At 73.0% G+C, this 16,630-nt stretch carries 19 protein-coding genes; 5 read left to right on the forward strand and 14 right to left on the reverse strand.

The window, feature by feature from the left end:
- Complete coding sequence (locus tag ACK8HX_RS12945; protein WP_411941121.1) at positions 1-879, forward strand: alpha/beta hydrolase fold domain-containing protein; 879 nt, start codon at positions 1-3, stop codon at positions 877-879.
- A 28-nt stretch (positions 880-907) separates the two neighbouring features.
- On the opposite strand, the gene ACK8HX_RS12950 is transcribed toward ACK8HX_RS12945, so the two are convergent.
- Positions 908-2,506, reverse strand: a complete 1,599-nt coding sequence (locus ACK8HX_RS12950) for an ABC-F family ATP-binding cassette domain-containing protein (protein WP_411941122.1) — start codon at positions 2,504-2,506, stop codon at positions 908-910.
- Between the two features lie 130 nt (positions 2,507-2,636).
- Here ACK8HX_RS12950 and ypfJ point away from each other — a divergent pair, with 130 nt between their 5' ends.
- The gene (gene ypfJ, locus ACK8HX_RS12955; protein ID WP_411941123.1) at positions 2,637-3,551 is read left to right on the forward strand and encodes a KPN_02809 family neutral zinc metallopeptidase; all 915 of its coding nucleotides are present in this window, start codon (positions 2,637-2,639) and stop codon (positions 3,549-3,551) included.
- Between the two features lie 24 nt (positions 3,552-3,575).
- On the opposite strand, the gene ACK8HX_RS12960 is transcribed toward ypfJ, so the two are convergent.
- Complete coding sequence (locus ACK8HX_RS12960; protein WP_411941124.1) at positions 3,576-4,025, reverse strand: phage tail protein; 450 nt, start codon at positions 4,023-4,025, stop codon at positions 3,576-3,578.
- A 1,116-nt stretch (positions 4,026-5,141) separates the two neighbouring features.
- Here ACK8HX_RS12960 and ACK8HX_RS12965 point away from each other — a divergent pair.
- Positions 5,142-6,161 (forward strand): HNH endonuclease signature motif containing protein, encoded by a 1,020-nt coding sequence (locus tag ACK8HX_RS12965; protein ID WP_411941125.1) that lies wholly within the window; start codon positions 5,142-5,144, stop codon positions 6,159-6,161.
- A gap of 68 nt (positions 6,162-6,229) precedes the next feature.
- On the opposite strand, the gene ACK8HX_RS12970 is transcribed toward ACK8HX_RS12965, so the two are convergent.
- The 12 genes from ACK8HX_RS12970 to ACK8HX_RS13025 all read right to left on the reverse strand — a co-directional run bounded on the left by ACK8HX_RS12970 (position 6,230) and on the right by ACK8HX_RS13025 (position 15,115).
- On the reverse strand, positions 6,230-6,424 hold the full coding sequence (locus tag ACK8HX_RS12970; protein ID WP_411941126.1) for a hypothetical protein: 195 nt from the start codon (positions 6,422-6,424) through the stop codon (positions 6,230-6,232).
- A gap of 26 nt (positions 6,425-6,450) precedes the next feature.
- Positions 6,451-6,972 carry an acVLRF1 family peptidyl-tRNA hydrolase gene (locus tag ACK8HX_RS12975; RefSeq protein ID WP_411941127.1) on the reverse strand — a complete coding sequence of 174 codons (522 nt, stop codon included), beginning with the start codon at positions 6,970-6,972 and terminating at the stop codon, positions 6,451-6,453.
- Between the two features lies 1 nt (position 6,973).
- Complete coding sequence (locus ACK8HX_RS12980; RefSeq protein WP_411941128.1) at positions 6,974-7,306, reverse strand: metal-sulfur cluster assembly factor; 333 nt, start codon at positions 7,304-7,306, stop codon at positions 6,974-6,976.
- Positions 7,306-7,737 carry a Fe-S cluster assembly sulfur transfer protein SufU gene (sufU, locus tag ACK8HX_RS12985; protein ID WP_411941129.1) on the reverse strand — a complete coding sequence of 144 codons (432 nt, stop codon included), beginning with the start codon at positions 7,735-7,737 and terminating at the stop codon, positions 7,306-7,308. Before sufU ends, ACK8HX_RS12980 begins: the two co-directional genes overlap by 1 nt.
- Positions 7,737-9,032, reverse strand: a complete 1,296-nt coding sequence (locus ACK8HX_RS12990; RefSeq protein WP_411941130.1) for a cysteine desulfurase — start codon at positions 9,030-9,032, stop codon at positions 7,737-7,739. Before ACK8HX_RS12990 ends, sufU begins: the two co-directional genes overlap by 1 nt.
- A 1-nt stretch (position 9,033) precedes the next feature.
- Positions 9,034-9,807: a Fe-S cluster assembly ATPase SufC gene (gene sufC, locus ACK8HX_RS12995; protein ID WP_411941131.1), complete on the reverse strand. Its 774-nt coding sequence runs from the start codon at positions 9,805-9,807 to the stop codon at positions 9,034-9,036.
- Between the two features lie 8 nt (positions 9,808-9,815).
- The gene (locus tag ACK8HX_RS13000) at positions 9,816-10,157 is read right to left on the reverse strand and encodes a non-heme iron oxygenase ferredoxin subunit (protein ID WP_411941132.1); all 342 of its coding nucleotides are present in this window, start codon (positions 10,155-10,157) and stop codon (positions 9,816-9,818) included.
- Entirely contained in the window at positions 10,154-11,329 is a 1,176-nt protein-coding gene (gene sufD, locus ACK8HX_RS13005) for a Fe-S cluster assembly protein SufD (protein WP_411941133.1), read from the reverse strand. The genes ACK8HX_RS13000 and sufD overlap by 4 nt, the downstream gene beginning before the upstream one ends.
- Entirely contained in the window at positions 11,329-12,750 is a 1,422-nt protein-coding gene (gene sufB, locus ACK8HX_RS13010) for a Fe-S cluster assembly protein SufB (RefSeq protein ID WP_411941134.1), read from the reverse strand. The genes sufD and sufB overlap by 1 nt, the downstream gene beginning before the upstream one ends.
- Positions 12,747-13,463 (reverse strand): helix-turn-helix transcriptional regulator, encoded by a 717-nt coding sequence (locus tag ACK8HX_RS13015; RefSeq protein WP_411941135.1) that lies wholly within the window; start codon positions 13,461-13,463, stop codon positions 12,747-12,749. The genes sufB and ACK8HX_RS13015 overlap by 4 nt, the downstream gene beginning before the upstream one ends.
- A 66-nt stretch (positions 13,464-13,529) precedes the next feature.
- The gene (gene pssA / locus ACK8HX_RS13020) at positions 13,530-14,447 is read right to left on the reverse strand and encodes a CDP-diacylglycerol--serine O-phosphatidyltransferase (RefSeq protein WP_411941136.1); all 918 of its coding nucleotides are present in this window, start codon (positions 14,445-14,447) and stop codon (positions 13,530-13,532) included.
- Entirely contained in the window at positions 14,444-15,115 is a 672-nt protein-coding gene (locus ACK8HX_RS13025) for a phosphatidylserine decarboxylase (protein WP_411941137.1), read from the reverse strand. Before ACK8HX_RS13025 ends, pssA begins: the two co-directional genes overlap by 4 nt.
- A 25-nt stretch (positions 15,116-15,140) precedes the next feature.
- On the opposite strand from ACK8HX_RS13025, the gene ACK8HX_RS13030 reads away from it, so the two are divergent.
- Both ACK8HX_RS13030 and ACK8HX_RS13035 read left to right on the forward strand, forming a co-directional pair.
- Entirely contained in the window at positions 15,141-15,851 is a 711-nt protein-coding gene (locus ACK8HX_RS13030; RefSeq protein ID WP_411941138.1) for an ABC transporter ATP-binding protein, read from the forward strand.
- On the forward strand, positions 15,848-16,591 hold the full coding sequence (locus ACK8HX_RS13035; protein WP_411941139.1) for an ABC transporter permease: 744 nt from the start codon (positions 15,848-15,850) through the stop codon (positions 16,589-16,591). Before ACK8HX_RS13030 ends, ACK8HX_RS13035 begins: the two co-directional genes overlap by 4 nt.
- Positions 16,592-16,630 lie beyond the last annotated feature (39 nt).

A 16,630-nucleotide genomic window follows, 5' to 3' on the forward strand; every position in this document is an offset into this window, starting at 1 on the left:
GTGGCGAGCTGGCAGACGCACGTCGTCTGCGCCTACCTGCGGGCCACCCGCAAGGGTCGGTACCGAACGGAGGAGCGAGGACGCCACAGCCTCGCCCACGGGCTCCCGGCGGTGCCGCCGCCCGAGGCGCTGGCGGGACGGTTCCGCTCGGAGCCGCTCGGCACCGGCGAGCTCGTGACCGTGCGCCCGGTCGAGGGAACGGCGCCGGAGCCGGGCGCACTGGTGTACCTGCACGGTGGGGCGTTCGTCAACGGGACGATGCCGCAGCACTGGGACCTCGTCGGGCAGCTGGCCGACCGGACGGGCCGAGAGGTGCACGTCGCGCGCTACCCCCTGGCCCCGGCCCACGACGTCGGTGAGGCGCACGCCTTCCTCGCCGCACTCCACGAGCGACTCGGGGCCTCGGCCCCCCTCCACGTCCTCGGTGACTCCGCGGGCGGCAACCTCGCCCTGCTCCTCGCGCAGGCCCGGGCGGGGGCCGGCACGATCGCGGGCCTCACGCTCATCGCCCCGTGGCTGGACCTGTCGATGGCCAACCCCGAGATCGCGCGGGTCGAACCCCGCGACCCGTGGCTGACCCGCGCGGGCATGCGGCCCATCGCCGCGCACTGGCTGGCCGGACGTGACCCCCGTGACCCCGGGGCCAGCCCGCTGTTCGGGGACCTGTCGTCACTGCCCCCGACCCTCGTGCTCGTCGGCTCCCGCGACATCTGCCGCCCCGACTGCGACCGGCTCCTGGAGCTCGCGCCCGACGGGGCCGAGCTCGTCCTCCACGTGGAGGAGGGCTCGCCGCACGACTACCCGCTGCTGCCGACGCCGGAGGGCGGCCGTGCGCGGGACCGGATCGTCGACCACGTCCGGGCGACGCTCGCCGGCTGATGCCGAGAGGGCCGGCGCTGACCCGGGCTCAGGCGAGCGTGACGAGGTCGCGGTAGTCCGCGCCCCAGAGGTCCTCGACACCGTCGGGCAGCAGGAGGATGCGCTCGGGCTCGAGGGCGTCGACCGCCCCCTCGTCGTGCGTGACGAGGACCACCGCGCCCTCGTACGTGCGCAGCGCCCCGAGGATCTCCTCCCGCGACGCGGGGTCGAGGTTGTTCGTCGGCTCGTCGAGGAGGAGGACGTTCGCGGACGACACGACGAGCAGGGCCAGCGACAGACGGGTCTTCTCCCCTCCGGAGAGCACCGCGGCGGGCTTGTCGACGTCGTCGCCGGTGAAGAGGAAGGACCCGAGCACCCTGCGGACGTCGGTCTCCCCGAGGTCGGGCGCCGCCGACTTCATGTTCTCCAGGACCGTCCGCGCGACGTCGAGGTTCTCGTGCTCCTGCGCGTAGTAGCCGATCTTGAGGCCGTGCCCCGGCTCGACCTGCCCGGTGTCGGGCTCGTCGACGCCCGCGAGCATCCGGAGCAGGGTCGTCTTCCCGGCCCCGTTGAGCCCCAGGACGACGACGCGCGACCCGCGGTCGATGGCCAGGTCGACGTCGGTGAAGACCTCCTGCGACCCGTACGACCGTGAGAGCCCGGTGGCCCGCAGCGGCGTGCGGCCGCACGGGGACGGCTTCGGGAACCGCAGCCGGGCCACGCGGTCGTGCCGGCGCTCGGCCTCCAGGCCCGACAGGAGCCGCTCGGCCCGACGGGCCATGTTCTGGGCGGCCACGGTCTTCGTCGCCTTGGCGCGCATCTTGTCGGCCTGAGCCATGAGGGCGGAGGCCTTCTTCTCCGCGTTGGCCCGCTCGCGCCTGCGGCGCCGCTCGTCGGTCTCGCGCTGCTGGAGGTAGGCCTTCCACCCGAGGCTGTACTGGTCGAGCTCGCCCCGGTTGGCGTCGAGGTGGAAGACCTTGTTGACGACGGCGTCGAGCAGGTCGACGTCGTGCGAGATGACGACGAGCCCGCCCTTGTAGCCCTTGAGGTGGTCGCGCAGCCACGCGATGGAGTCGGCGTCGAGGTGGTTCGTCGGCTCGTCGAGGAGCAGGGTCTCGGCGCCCGAGAAGAGGATGCGGGCGAGCTCGATGCGCCGGCGCTGACCGCCGGAGAGCGTCCCGAGCTCCTGCCCGAGGACGCGCTCGTCGAGCCCGAGGGCGGCGGCGATGGCGGCGGCCTCGGACTCGGCCGCGTACCCCCCGGCGGCGGTGAACTCCGCGTCCAGCCGGGCGTAGCGACGCATCGCCCGCTCGTGCTTCGAGGGGTCCTCCGAACCCATGGCGACCTCGGCGGCCCGCAGGTCCCGGACGATGGTGTCGAGTCCGCGGGCGGACAGGATGCGGTCGCGCGCGAGCACGGAGAGGTCGACACCGCGCGGGTCCTGCGGCAGGTAGCCGACGTCGCCACCACGGGTGATGGTGCCGGCGGCGGGCAGGGTCTCCCCCGCGAGCGCCTTGGTCAGCGTGGTCTTCCCGGCGCCGTTGCGGCCGACGAGCCCGATGCGGTCGCCGGGAGCGACCCGGAAGGTCGCGTCGTCGAGGAGCAGGCGGGAGCCCGCGCGCAGCTCGACGGCGGCAGCGGTGATCACGGTGGTTCCTTCGATGGGGGGCGGACACGCACGCTGACGTGCAGGGGGAGGGCCTGGTCCGCGGCGGTGCCCCCTAGTCTAGGTGCGCCGCGGGGTGCACGGTGCACCCACCCGGACGACGGAGGCCCGCATGAGCTTCAACGACAACGTCACGCTCGACACCTCACAGGTGCGCTCGGGCGGCGGCGGCAGGGGCGGCCCGGGCGGCATCGCCGTCGGCGGCGGGATCGGCGGCATCATCATGCTCATCCTCGCCCTGATCTTCGGGATCAACCCCGGCGAGCTCCCCGGCGGCGGAGGGAGCATCGACCAGGGGCAGGTCGAGCCCGGTGGTCAGACCGACCCCAACGCGTTCTCCGAGTGCAGGACCGGCGCCGACGCCAACCGGTCCGTCGAGTGCCGGATCATCGGCACGGTGAACTCGGTGCAGGCCTACTGGGCAGCCGAGCTCCCCCGCCACGGCAAGCAGTGGCGCGAGACGCAGACGGTCCTCTACAGCGGCTCCACCCAGTCCGCGTGCGGCACGGCGAGCAACCAGGTCGGGCCGTTCTACTGCCCCCTCGACCAGAGCGTCTACATCGACGCGACCTTCTTCGACATCCTCGAGAGCCAGTTCGGGTCCAGCGGCGGGCCGCTCGCCCAGGAGTACGTCGTCGCCCACGAGTACGGCCACGCGCTGCAGGACCAGCTCGGCCTGCTGGGTCGGGCCCAGCAGGACCCGCAGGGCCCGGAGTCCGGCGCGGTGCGGATCGAGCTGATGGCCGACTGCCTGGGCGGCGTCTGGGCCAAGCACGCCAGCACGGTCCCCGACGAGGACACCGGCCAGCCGTTCCTGAAGCCGCTCACGGAGACCGACATCAAGGACGCCCTCTCGGCCGCTGCATCGGTCGGTGACGACCGGATCCAGGAGAAGACCCAGGGCCGGGTCACCCCCGAGAACTGGACGCACGGGTCGGCGGAGGCGCGGCAGCGCTGGTTCCTCCAGGGCTACTCGTCCGGCGACCTCAACCGCTGCGACACCTTCGCCGTCGACTCGGTCAACTGACCGGCGGACCTGCTCACCCGGCGGTCAGGTCGTGTCGGTGAGGCAGACGTCGTACGACACCGTGAGGACCTCGAGCAGCCCACCGCCGCCCGCGACGGTCGAGCCGGTGATCTCGAGGGCGCGTGCCCACGCCCCGACGAGGCGGTAGCGGCGCACCGGTGCGCCGTGCACGTCGAAGAACCGCACGCGCAGGTCACGGGTGGCCACCGCGACCCCGTCCGGACCGGGACCGCGCACCCACGCCTCGAAGGTGGGGTCGGTCCTCAGCGCCCGGGTGAGGCGCAGGTCGCCACCCTCCTGTCGACCGGGCAGCCGCCGGGTGGCGCCGAGGGGGTCGTTGCCCTCACGGAGCTCGACGACCTCGCGGCCGAACCCGAGCCCCGCGACGCCCGTGACCCCGGGGACGGTCGCACCGTCGAGGAGGACGACGAGCGTGTGCGCCAGCCCGGCGTCATGTCGTCCTCCGGTCGGCACGGCGGCACCTCCTCGACATGGCGGGGCTGCCAGCCTCCCAAGAGCGCGGGTGGGCGGTCAATGGCCGAGTCCCTCGGAACAGGGGGCCGGTCACCACCTGCTGTGCCTCCTTCTCAGGCGGCCCGGATGGCGTGCCGCGTGCGACCGCTCGGAGCCCTCCGCTGTCGTCGCGCTCGGCCTCCCCTTTCAGGCGGCCCGGATGGCGTGCCGTTTCGGTCGCCTGTTGCCCGTCCGTCAGTTCCCGAACCGTTCGCCCAGCCTTTTCGCCGTGAGTGCGGAAGTGGTTGCCCCGGCCGCCACTTCCGCAATCACCGCTGGTCGAGGCGCGGGCACGATGGCGCGAATTTCGTTGCGAGATATCCACATTCGGCCCATCGAACACTTGTGCTAAGACTCGCTGACAGGTAGGCTCGGGGGTACAGGGGGAGGGGGACACATGAGCAGCACCGCACCAGCGACCAGCAGCCGCACCGGGCATCCGAACGAGCTGCTCACCGTCCTGCACGACACGCAGACCCTGCTCGCTGCGCTCCCCGCACCGTCACCGGCCTCGGGTTCCCGGCAGGCGTGGGCCGAGGTGATCCGGTCCTGCCAGCGGGTCGTCAACGCGGCCTCGGCGGTGCAGGACGAGGCGATCGTCGCCCTGGCCGCGATCGAACCGGTCACGCTGGAGGACGGCACCGACGCCGAGACCCACAAGGCACCCGGTCACGTGGCCCTGGACGCGGCCGCGGTCGTGTCCGGGGCGCTCGAGGTCACCGCGAACCACGCCAGCGACCGGGTCCGCGACGCGGTCCGGTGGGCCGCCGACGGGGAGGCCGGCACCAGCGCCTGTACTGGCCTGGGCGGGCTGCACGACGCGATGCGCACCGGCGACCTGGACCGGTACCGGGCCGGGGTCGTCGCGCACGAGCTGGAGGAGGCCCCGGCGCCGGTCGCCGAGGCCGTCATCGCCACCCTCGGCGGGTACCTCGCGTCCGAGACCGGCACCCAGCTGCGGCGCCGGACGCGGCGGCTGCTCGCGAGGGTCAGCCCCGACCTGCTGCGCCAGCGAGCTCAGCGTGCGCGGCAGGAGTGCGGGCTGCGCCGCCGGGTCGGCGAGCCGGGCGTGGACGTGTGGGACGGCTCCTTCCCTCCGAGGACGCGGCGAAGGCGTGGGCTGCGATCGACGCCCGCGCCCACCAGCTCCTCACCGATGGCACCGCCGAGCGGATCGACCGCGCCCTCGCCCAAGCGCTCATCGACTTCGTCATGCAGTCGGCGACCGTCACCACCGTCATCACCCTCACCGTCCCCGCGAACGACGTCGAGCCCGCGACGCCAGACGACGGCGGGTTCGTCGAGGTCGCCACCGCCCGCGGGACCGAGCAGGTCCTGGTCTCCGCCGCCTGGCTCACCGACCAGGTCAGCACCGCGAACGCCGTCACCAGCTGCAGCAGCTCACCCAGCAACGGCAGGAAGGGCACGCGCGGCGCAGTACGCACCGGCGACCCGGTGCGGGTCGAGACCCAGCACTGCGACCCGGTCACCGGCGCCTTGCTCAGCGACCTCGAGTCCGGCGCCTACCGGCCACCGCAACGGATCGCGGCGCTCGTCCGGCAACGCGACGGACGACGCAGGTTCCCCGGCTGCCACGTCGCCGCCCGCTTCTGCGATCTGGACCATGTCCGGCCCTGGCCCGACGGACCCACCACCCCGTGGAACCTCATCGCCCTCTGCCGGCGCCACCACCGGATCAAGCAACGACCCGGCTGGCGCGCCGTCCTGCACCCCGACGGCACCGTGGACTGGACCGACCCCACCGGCAGGGTCCGCACCACGCTGCCCGTCGACGCCCTCCACACCGTCACTCTCGCCGACACCTCGACGGAGGCTGCTCACTCGACGCCCGCCACGCCAAGGATCGGAGCGGAGGAGTCAGCGCCGTTCAGCCACCTCGAGCTCACCCTCGAACACCTCGTCCGACCCGACGCCACCACCCTCCGGCGCCCACGCGCCACCACGACCACCACCCGCAGCGGAGCCCCGGTGAGCGTCATCCGCCCCGCAGACACCTTCACCGTCAGCGGCGCCCGCCGCCCCTGCCGCCGACCCAGAGCGGCAAAGGACCGCTTCCCCGACGAACCCCCGTTCTGACGAGAACCGTTCCGAACTGGAGCCGTTGCGCGGCCGGCCCCGGTCAGACCCGGTCCACGCCGGAGGAGTCAGCGAGGCGGCTGCCCGCGCCCTCCGACGACCGCGAGGAACAGCCCGAGGAGGGCGACGAGTGGCCCGACGACGGCCCAGAAGGTCGAGCCCGTCATGACGCTGCCGCCGACGTACCCGAGCCCCTGGAGCGTCCACAGCACCCCGAGCAGGGACAGGACGACCCCGAGGACGACGAACAGCGTGCGGCTCATGGCAGGAGGCTAGCCGGGGCGTGTGGTCACTCCTCGATGGTGACCCGGACGGCGCGCCCGCGCTCGAGGGCGGTCCGCAGGACGTCGAGGCGGGGGTCGGGCAGGTCGAACAGCTCGCGCCGTGGGAGGGCTCGCAGCCCGGCGAGGCGGTCGTCCTCGAGCACGGTCGCCACGAGGGCGCGGTCCCCGCCGACGACGAGGCCCGACGCGTCGGTGCGCAGGAGAAGGCGCACGGCGTGGTCGGTGACGGCACCGACGAGCTCGTCGGCCTGGTTGGCGCGCCGGCGCGCGAAGCGCTGCTGGCTCCACCCGCCGGCAGCCGTGCGCGACTGCACGTACCGCGTCCCGACCTTGTGCTCGACGAGCGAGCCACCGCGCGCGACCCCGACGGCGTACCCACCGCGGCGCACCAGGAGCAGCGCGAGGGGCTCGTGGTCGAAGCGGTCGAGCCGGACGACCCGCTGCGGGCCGGCGACGTTGTTCTCGTCGAAGCGCGCCCGCCACCGGTCGTACCGGGAGGGCGCGATCTCGACGACGCGGTTGGTCACCTCAGATGTTGAACCCGAGGGCGCGCAGCTGCTCGCGGCCGTCGTCGGTGATCTTGTCCGGGCCCCACGGCGGCATCCAGACCCAGTTGACCCGGTAGCTCGACACGAGCCCCTCGAGCGACTGGGCCGTCTGGTCCTCGATGACGTCGGTGAGCGGGCAGGCGGCCGAGGTCAGCGTCATGTCGATGACGGCGTGGTTCTGGCCGTCGACCGTGATGCCGTAGACGAGGCCGAGGTCGACGACGTTGATGCCGAGCTCGGGGTCGACGACGTCGCGCAGGGCCTCCTCGACGTCCGCGACGTTCGCGGGGGTGGGCGTGGCGGTGTCGGTCATCAGGAGGCTCCTTCTGCCTGGTGCAGCGCGTCGGTGAAGGCCATCCATGGCAGGAGGCCGCACTTGACGCGCGCGGGGTACTTGGCGACGCCGGCGAGGGCGACACCGTCGCCGATGGCGTCCTCGTCGCCGGGGTCCTCGCCCTTGCTGGTGAGCATCGAGCGCATCGCCTCGACGGTGTCGCGGGCGTGCGAAAGGGACTCGCCGGTGACCTCCTCGGCGAGGATCGACGCCGACGCGACGCTGATCGAGCAGCCCATCGCGTCGTAGGAGACGTCCTCGACGGTGTCTCCGTCGAGGTGGACCCGCAGGGTCACCTCGTCGCCGCACGTGGGGTTGACGTGGTGCACCTCGGCCTCGAACGGCTCGCGCAGTCCCGCCCGGACGGGTCGCTTGTAGTGCTCGAGGATGAGCTCCTGGTAGAGGTCCATCAGACGGCCACCTCGAGCCCGAACATCGCCGGGACACGGTCGAGTGCCTCGAGGAGGGCGTCGACCTCGGCCGGTGTCGTGTACGCCGCGAACGACGCGCGCGAGCTGGCCTGGACGCCCAGGGCCCGGTGCAGCGGCCACGCACAGTGGTGGCCGACGCGCACGGCGACGCCGCGGTCGTCGAGGACCTGGCCGACGTCGTGGGCGTGGACGCCGTCGACGACGAACGCCACCGCTCCCCCGCGCTCGGAGAAGTCCTCAGGGCCGAGGACGGTCACCCACGGACGGGCCCGCAGGCCCTCGACGAGCCGGCGGGTCAGCGCCTGCTCGTGGGCGTGGACGCGGTCGAGCCCGAGCTCGGTGAGGACGTCGCACGCCGCCGCGAGCCCGACGGCCTGGGCCGCGACCGGGACCCCGGCCTCGAACTTCTGCGGGGCGGGGGCGTAGGTGGCGCCCTCCATGGTGACGGTCTCGATCATCGAGCCGCCCGTGAGGAAGACCGGCATCTCGTCGAGGAGGCCGGCGCGGGCCCACAGCACGCCGATGCCGAGCGGGCCGAACATCTTGTGCCCCGAGAACGCGAGGAAGTCGACGCCGAGGTCGGCCACGTCGACCGGCAGGTGCGGAACCGACTGGCAGGCATCGAGGACGACGAGCGCGCCGACCTCGTGCGCCCGGGCGGTGAGCTCGCGCACCGGGTTCAACGTCCCGAGGACGTTCGACACGTGGGTGAGGGCGAACACCTTGGTCCGCTCGGTGAGCAGCTCGTCGAGCGTCGACAGGTCGAGCCGGCCGTCGTCCGTGAGCGGCACCCAGCGCAGGGTGGCGCCGGTGCGGCGGCAGGCCTCCTGCCACGGGATGAGGTTGGCGTGGTGCTCCATCTCGGTGACGAGCACCTCGTCGCCGGGACCGAGGCTGAATCGCTCGCCCAGGCCGCCTCCCCCGCCGTGCGCGCCGTTCGTGAGGGCGTACGCGACGAGGTTGATGGCCTCGGTGGCGTTGCGGGTGAACACGACCTCGTGCGCCGGCGCCCCGATGAAGCGCGCGATGGTCTCGCGGGCCGCCTCGTAGGCGTCGGTGCCCTCCTCGGAGAGCTGGTGGGCCCCACGGTGCACCGCGGCGTTGGTGCGCTCGTAGAAGTCACGCTCGGCGTCGAGGACGCGGACCGGCTTGTGCGAGGTCGCACCCGAGTCGAGGTAGACGAGCGGGTGCCCCCCGCGCACGGTGCGCGCCAGGATCGGGAACTGGGCCCGGAGGGCGGTCAGCTCCGCGTCGGTGAAGGGGGCGGGCGTCATCTCAGGCCTCGACCGCCGCGGCGGGCTCGGGCAGGAAGCGGTCGTAGCCCTCGGCCTCGAGGCGGTCGGCGAGCTCGGGGCCGCCCTCCTCGGCGATCCGGCCGTCGACGAAGACGTGGACGAAGTCGGGCTTGATGTAGCGCAGGATCCGCGTGTAGTGCGTGATGAGGAGGACGCCCGCGCCGGTGTTCTCCTTGGCGCGGTTGACGCCCTCGGACACCACGCGCAGGGCGTCGACGTCGAGACCGGAGTCGGTCTCGTCGAGGATCGCCATCTTCGGCTTGAGCAGCTCCATCTGGAGGATCTCGTGGCGCTTCTTCTCACCACCGGAGAAGCCCTCGTTGACGTTGCGCTCGGCGAACGCGGGGTCCATGCGCAGGTCGGCCATGGCGCTCTTGACGTCCTTGACCCAGGTGCGCAGCTTCGGGGCCTCGCCGTCGACGGCGGTCTTGGCGGTGCGCAGGAAGTTCGACACCGTGACGCCGGGCACCTCGACGGGGTACTGCATCGCGAGGAACAGGCCGGCGCGGGCGCGCTCGTCGACGGACATCGCGAGGACGTCCTCGCCGTCGAGGGTGACCGTGCCGGAGGTGACCGTGTACTTGGGGTGGCCGGCGACCGAGTAGGCGAGGGTCGACTTGCCCGAGCCGTTCGGGCCCATGATCGCGTGGGTCTGGCCGGACTCGATGGTCAGGGTGACACCGCGGAGGATCTCCTTGGTGCCCTGCTCGGTCTCGACGGTGACGTGGAGGTCCTTGATCTCAAGGGTGGACATGCGTGGGGTCAGAGCTCCTCGGACAGGGCGACGTAGACGTCGTCGCCCTCGATGCGGACGGTGTGGACGGCGATGGGGAGGACGGCCGGCGGCCCGGTGGGCTCGCCGGTACGGAGGTCGAAGCGCGAGCCGTGCAGCCAGCACTCGAGGGTGCAACCGTCGAGCTCGCCCTCGGTGAGCGAGACGTTCGCGTGGCTGCACGTGTCGTCGACGCAGTGCACGTCGCCGTCCTCGGTGCGGACGATGGAGACGCGGCGTCCCTCGATCTCCGCGAGGGCGGCGCCCACGGCGGGCAGCTCGTCGAGGCGGCAGACGTAGGTGAAGTCGGTGTCGGTCAGCTGCTCGCTCACGCGGCACCCCCGGCGAGCTCGAGCTCGATGGCGGCCATGAGCCGGTCCTCGACCTCGGGGACCCCGATGCGGGCGACGACGCTCGCGAAGAACCCGCGCACGACGAGGCGGCGGGCCTCGTCCTCCGGGATGCCGCGGGCCATGAGGTAGAAGAGCTGCTGGTCGTCGAACCGCCCCGTGGCGGAGGCGTGCCCGGCCCCCTCGATCTCGCCCGTCTCGATCTCGAGGTTGGGGACCGAGTCGGCGCGGGCGCCGTCGGTGAGGACGAGGTTGCGGTTGAGCTCGTAGGTGTCGGTGCCCTCGGCGCTCGCGCGGATGAGGACGTCGCCCACCCAGACGGTGTGGGCGGTCTCGCCCTGGAGCGCACCCTTGTACTCGACGTTGCTCCGGCAGTGGGGTGCCTCGTGGTCGACGAAGAGCCGGTGCTCGAGGTGCTGCCCGGCGTCGGCGAAGTAGACGCCGAGGCCCTCGAAGGAGCCGCCCGGGCCGGTGTACGACGCGTTGGCGTTGAGCCGGACGATGCCGCCCCCGATCGTCACGGCGATGTGCCGGACGCGGGCGTCGCGCCCGACGACGACGTCGTGCTGGGCGAGGTGGTGCGCCTCGTCGGCCCACTCCTGGACCGAGACGAGCGTGACCTCGCTGCCGTCGCCGGCGAGGACCGAGACGAGCTCGGTGTACTCGGCGGAGCCGGCGTGCTCGAGGACGACGGTGGCCCGGGCGAAGCGGCCGACCCGGACGAGGAGGTGGCCGTGGACGACCTCGCCCTCGCCGGTGAGGCGGACGCGGACCGGCTCGTCGAGCTCGGCCTCGGCCGGGACGTCGAGGACGGCCACGCCACCGCTGTGCGCAGCGGCGACGGCGGCGGCGCGGTCGGCGGGTGGCCGGGCACCGGCGGCGCGGGCCTCGTCGAGGGAGATCGTCGAGAGCGTCACACCGGCGGGCAGCGACTCGTCCCACCGCAGGTGCGCGCCGGTGGCCTCGTCCCGGAACAGCACACCGAGCCGGTCGACGGGCGTGAACCGCCACTCCTCCTCGCGCCCGTGGGGCGTGGGGAAGTCGGCGACGGTGAACGACGTCGTCCGCTCGGCGCGCGACTGGTCGGGGACCATCGTCGCGGCGCTGTGGGTGTGCGCACCCTCGGTGGGGCGCTGGGGGGTCAGCAGCGACATCAGCCGACCGCTCCTTCCATCTGCAGCTCGATGAGGCGGTTCAGCTCGAGGGCGTACTCCATGGGGAGCTCCTTGGCGATCGGCTCGACGAAGCCGCGCACGATCATCGCCATGGCCTCCTCCTCCGACAGCCCGCGGGACATGAGGTAGAACATCTGGTCCTCGGACACCTTCGAGACCGTGGCCTCGTGACCCATCTGCACGTCGTCCTCGCGGATGTCGACGTAGGGGTAGGTGTCGGAGCGGGAGATCGTGTCGACGAGCAGGGCGTCGCAGACGACGCTCGACCTCGAGCCGTGCGCGCCCTCCATGATCTGGACGAGGCCGCGGTACGAGGTGCGGCCACCGCCACGGGCCACCGACTTGGAGACGATCGAGCTGCTCGTGTTGGGGGCGGCGTGGACCATCTTCGAGCCGGCGTCCTGGTGCTGGCCCTCCCCCGCGAAGGCGATCGAGAGCGTCTCGCCCTTGGCGTGCTCGCCGAGGAGGAAGACGGCCGGGTACTTCATCGTCACCTTGGAGCCGATGTTGCCGTCGATCCACTCCATCGTCGCGCCCTCGGCGCACGTCGCGCGCTTGGTGACGAGGTTGTAGACGTTGTTCGACCAGTTCTGGATCGTCGTGTACCGCACGCGGGCGTTCTTCTTCACCACGATCTCGACGACCGCGGAGTGCAGCGAGTCGGACTTGTAGATCGGCGCGGTGCAGCCCTCGACGTAGTGGACGTAGGAACCCTCGTCGGCGATGATCAGCGTCCGCTCGAACTGGCCCATGTTCTCGGTGTTGATCCGGAAGTAGGCCTGCAGCGGGATGTCGACGTGGACGCCCGGCGGGACGTAGATGAACGAGCCGCCCGACCACACGGCGGTGTTGAGCGCGGCGAACTTGTTGTCGCCGGCCGGGATGACCGACGCGAAGTACTCGCGGAAGAGGTCCTCGTGCTCGCGCAGGCCGGTGTCGGTGTCGACGAAGATGACGCCCTTCTCCTCGAGGTCCTCGCGGATCTGGTGGTAGACGACCTCGGACTCGTACTGGGCGGCGACGCCGGCGACGAGGCGCTGCTTCTCGGCCTCGGGGATGCCGAGGCGGTCGTAGGTGTTCTTGATGTCCTCGGGCAGGTCCTCCCAGCTGGCGGCCTGCTTCTCGGTGGACTTCACGAAGTACTTGATGTTCTGGAAGTCGATGCCCGACAGGTCCGAGCCCCAGCTCGGCATCGGCTTCTTGTCGAACAGGCGCAGCGACTTCTGGCGCAGGTCGGACATCCACTGCGGCTCGTTCTTGCGCGAGGAGATGTCGGCGACGACCTCCGGGTTGAGGCCGCGACGGGCCGAGGAGCCGGCGGTGTCCGAGTCGGCCCAGCCGTACTCGTAGGTGCCGAGACCCTTGAGGCCGGGGTTGAGCTCTTCGATGTGGCTCGTCATGACGAGGCCCTCTCGGTGGTGGGGGTCGGGGGGACGGCGGTCGGGGTGGGGACGAAGGTGGTGCAGACGTGGTCGCCGTGGGCGAGGGTGGCGAGGCGCTGGACGTGAACGCCGAGGAGCCTGGAGAAGGCCTCGGTCTCGGCCTCGCACAGCTCGGGGAACTCCGCGGCGACGTGCTGGACGGGGCAGTGCCCCTGGCAGAGCTGAACCCCGATGCCGGGGGCGCTGTTCCCCGGGGTGCCCACGGGGCGGGCGGAGGCGGCGTAGCCGTCGGCGGTCAGGGCGTCGACGAGGGCGTCGGTGCGGGCGGCCGGGGCGTCACCGACGGCGGCGAGCCGGTCGGCGTACCGGGCCTCGAGGGCGGCGACGCGGCGGGCGGCGAACTGCTGCACGGCGTCCTCCCCCAGCGTGTCGCGGACGAAGCGGAGGGCGTCGCCCGCGAGGTGGTCGTAGTCGCTGGCCAGGGCGCGGTGGCCCTGCTCGGAGACGACCCACGCCTTGGCCGGGCGGCCGCGGCGGCGCGGGCCGGAGGCCTCGCGCGGCTCGACGAGCCCGTCGGCGTGGAGGCCGTCGACGTGGCGACGGAGGGCGGTCTCGGTGAGGCCGAGCCGCTCGACGAGGGCCGGGATGCTCACCGGACCCTCCTGGCTCACGACGCGCAGCACCCGGTCGCGGGTTCGCGACTCGAGGACGTGCACGTCGGGATTAACCACACATCCATGTTAGGTAATTGACCGAGGCGGAGCCAAGGAAGGGTCACCTAACCGACCACCACGTGGTCAGTCCTCGTCGGTGGCCTCCTCGGCGTCCTCCTCGAGGGGCAGGAAGACCGAGGGCATCCGCGTGCGGGGTGGGGCGACCGAGTCGACACCGAGGAGCCGCTCGCGCAGCGGGGCGGTGAGCACCCCCAGCGGGGCCGTGGAGACGTACCCGTAGGCGACGACGAGGGCCGTCAGCCCCGGGGCGAGCACGAGGCCGGCGAGGACGAGCACCGCCACGGCGGCCGTCGCCGCCCGCGCCCGCGGCGTCGCGGGCTGGAGCAGGTTGCGAAAGGAGCGGAACCGCACCGTCATCACCATGAGGAGCGCAGGGACCACCGAGACGAGGAGCGGGAACCAGGCGAGCATCGCCCCGTTCCCGGGCCCGAAGTGGGGCGAGTCGAGCGCGAGGATCGTCGCCGCGACGACCATCGCCGCGCCGGGCGAGGGCAGCCCCACGAAGTAGCGCTTGTCGGCCAGCGGGTCGATCGTCACGTTGAACCGGGCGAGGCGGAAGGCCGCGCACGACAGCCACAGGAACGCGGCGAGCCACGCGAGCACCGGCCACTCGTCGAGCGCCCACGTGTGGATGAGGACCGCGGGTGCCAGGCCGAAGGAGATGAGGTCGGCGAGCGAGTCGAGCTGGAGCCCGAACGGCGAGGTCGCCCCCACGAGCCGGGCGACGAAGCCGTCGGCGATGTCGAGGACGATCGAGACGGCGATGAGGACGGCCGCCAGGGTGAAGTGGTCACGGAACGCCAGGAGCACCGACGACAGGCCGCTCATCATGTTCAGGGTCGTGAACGCGCTGGGTGCCAGGAGGCGGGCGCGCTCGCGCTTGGGGAGCTGCCGGAGCGAGACGACCTTCGCGCCCGTGGGCGAGACGAGGCGCCAGCGCCCCAGCAGCCGTCGTCGGCCGGGACTGGCCGGAGTGCTCACGAGCCGGCCCGCGCGGGCCGGGTCCAGCGGGCGATGACGGTCTCGCCGGCCACGACCCGCTCGCCCTCGCGGACGAGCAGGTCGCACTCGGGGGGCACGAAGACGTCCATCCGCGAGCCGAACTTCATCAGGCCCACGCGCTCTCCGGTCGCGAGCTCGTCGCCGACCGAGACGCGGGTGACGACGCGGCGGGCCATGAGCCCGACGATCTGGCGGAAGTGCACCCGGCGGACCTCGTCGCCGACCACCCGCTCGACGGTGATGTCGCTGCGCTCGTTGAGGTGCGCGCTCTCGTGCTTGTAGGCGGCGAACCACTTGCCGGGGCGCTCGACGACCTCCACGACCGTGCCGCCGTAGGGGGCGCGGTTGATGTGGACGTCGAACGCCGAGAGGAAGATGCTCACCTGCTGCCACGCGCCCTCCGGGGCCACGCCGTCCTGGCCGGCCCCGGCGTACATGACCTTGCCGTCGGCGGGCGAGAGGACGTCGTCGACCGGCACCGTCCGGGTGTCCGGGGTGCGGTCAGGGTCGCGGAAGAAGGCGGCGACGGCCGCGGGGAGGAGCGACAGGGCCACCGCCGTCCGGGGTCGTCCGAGCAGGAGGGCGAGGGCGGCGGGCGCGGCGGCCACCGCGGTTGCGGGGCCGGCCTCCCGGTCGATGCGTGGCATGGGCGCCAGCCTAGGATGTCCGACCATGGCGGGTGCAGTCGACGTGCGCGGGCTGCGCTGCACGTTCGGGGCGGTCACCGCCGTCGACGGCGCCACGTGGGGCGCTGCCGGCGGTGCCGTCACCGCCCTCCTCGGGCCCAACGGCGCGGGCAAGACGACGACGGTCGAGTGCCTGGAGGGGCTCACCCGGCCGGACGACGGCGAGGTGCGCGTCCTCGGCACCGACCCGTGGCGCGCCGGCCCCGACCACCGCTCGCGCGTCGGCGTGATGCTCCAGGACGGTGGGCTGCCCACGACCGTGCGGCCGCTCCGGCTGCTGCACCACCTCGCCTCCCTCTACGCCGCGCCGTCGCGCGTCGACGAGCTCGTGGAACGGCTCGGCATCGGCGGGTTCGCCGGCACGACGGTGCGCCGGATGTCGGGGGGCCAGCGCCAGCGGGTCGCCCTGGCCGCCGCGCTCCTCGCCCGCCCGGACGTCGCCTTCCTCGACGAGCCCACCGCCGGGCTCGACCCGCACGCGCGGCTCGACGTCTGGGCTCTGCTGCGCGAGGAGGCCGACCGCGGAGCCGGCGTCGTCGTCACGACCCACTCCTTCGAGGAGGCCGAGCGCATCGCCGACCACGTCGTCATCCTGGCCGCGGGACGCGTCGTCGCCGCCGGCTCGCTCGACGAGGTGCGCGGCGGGCGCTCGCTCGAGGACGTCTACTTCGCGCTGACCACCGGGGCCGGCCGGTGAGCACCGCCGCTCCCCCGCACCGGCGGGTCCTCTCACGCGCCGCCTTCGAGACGCGCACCCTGCTCGCGAACGGCGAGCAGCTGCTCGTCTCGCTCGTCCTGCCGGCACTGGCCCTCGCGGGCCTGGCCGTCACCGACGTCCCCGACCTCGGTCCCGGACCGCGCCCCGACCTCGCGACCGCGGGAGTCCTCGCCCTCGCCGTCGTGTCCACCGCCTTCACCGGTCAGGCCATCGCCACCGGGTTCGACCGGCGCGCCGGCGTGCTGCGCCAGCTCGGCTCCACGCCCCTGGGACGCGACGGGCTGCTCGCCGGCAAGGCCCTCGCCGTCCTGTCCGTGCTCGCGGTCCAGGTCGTCGTGCTCGGGGGGCTGGGCCTCGCGCTCGGCGCCCGCCCTCCGGTCGCGGGCATCCTCCCGGCGCTCGTCTCCCTCGTGCTGGGGTCGGCCGCGTTCGTCGCCCTCGCCCTCCTGCTGGCCGGGACGCTGCGTGCCGAGGCGGTCCTCGCGGTCGCGAACCTGCTGTGGGTCGTCCTCCTCGGCCTCGGGACGCTCGTCCCGACCGACCGGCTGCCAGCCGGCCTGGGCGGGGTCGCCGCCCTCCTGCCGTCGGGTGCCCTCGGCGACGCGCTGCGGGCCTCGGTCGTGGACGCCGGGTGGCCGTGGGCGGCGTGGGGCGTCCTCACCGCGTGGTCCCTGGTGGCCGGCGCCGCGGCGGTGCGCTGGTTCCGCTGGTCCGGGTGACCGCCCGCCGGAGCAGCGGCCCAGCAGGGTAAAGAGTTG

It is taken from the genome of Oryzobacter faecalis (assembly GCF_046764005.1).
Taxonomy (GTDB): Bacteria; Actinomycetota; Actinomycetes; order Actinomycetales; family Dermatophilaceae; genus Oryzobacter; species Oryzobacter faecalis.

Excerpts from the sequence above, each read along its gene's own strand:
- ypfJ (WP_411941123.1), top strand. The coding sequence starts at position 2,637 with ATGAGCTTCAACGACAACGTCACGCTCGACACCTCACAGGTGCGCTCG.
- ACK8HX_RS12970 (WP_411941126.1), bottom strand. The coding sequence starts at position 6,424 with ATGAGCCGCACGCTGTTCGTCGTCCTCGGGGTCGTCCTGTCCCTGCTC.
- ACK8HX_RS12980 (WP_411941128.1), bottom strand. The coding sequence starts at position 7,306 with ATGACCGACACCGCCACGCCCACCCCCGCGAACGTCGCGGACGTCGAG.
- sufU (WP_411941129.1), bottom strand. The coding sequence starts at position 7,737 with ATGGACCTCTACCAGGAGCTCATCCTCGAGCACTACAAGCGACCCGTC.
- ACK8HX_RS12990 (WP_411941130.1), bottom strand. The coding sequence starts at position 9,032 with ATGACGCCCGCCCCCTTCACCGACGCGGAGCTGACCGCCCTCCGGGCC.
- sufC (WP_411941131.1), bottom strand. The coding sequence starts at position 9,807 with ATGTCCACCCTTGAGATCAAGGACCTCCACGTCACCGTCGAGACCGAG.
- sufD (WP_411941133.1), bottom strand. The coding sequence starts at position 11,329 with ATGTCGCTGCTGACCCCCCAGCGCCCCACCGAGGGTGCGCACACCCAC.
- sufB (WP_411941134.1), bottom strand. The coding sequence starts at position 12,750 with ATGACGAGCCACATCGAAGAGCTCAACCCCGGCCTCAAGGGTCTCGGC.
- ACK8HX_RS13025 (WP_411941137.1), bottom strand. The coding sequence starts at position 15,115 with ATGCCACGCATCGACCGGGAGGCCGGCCCCGCAACCGCGGTGGCCGCC.
- ACK8HX_RS13030 (WP_411941138.1), top strand. The coding sequence starts at position 15,141 with ATGGCGGGTGCAGTCGACGTGCGCGGGCTGCGCTGCACGTTCGGGGCG.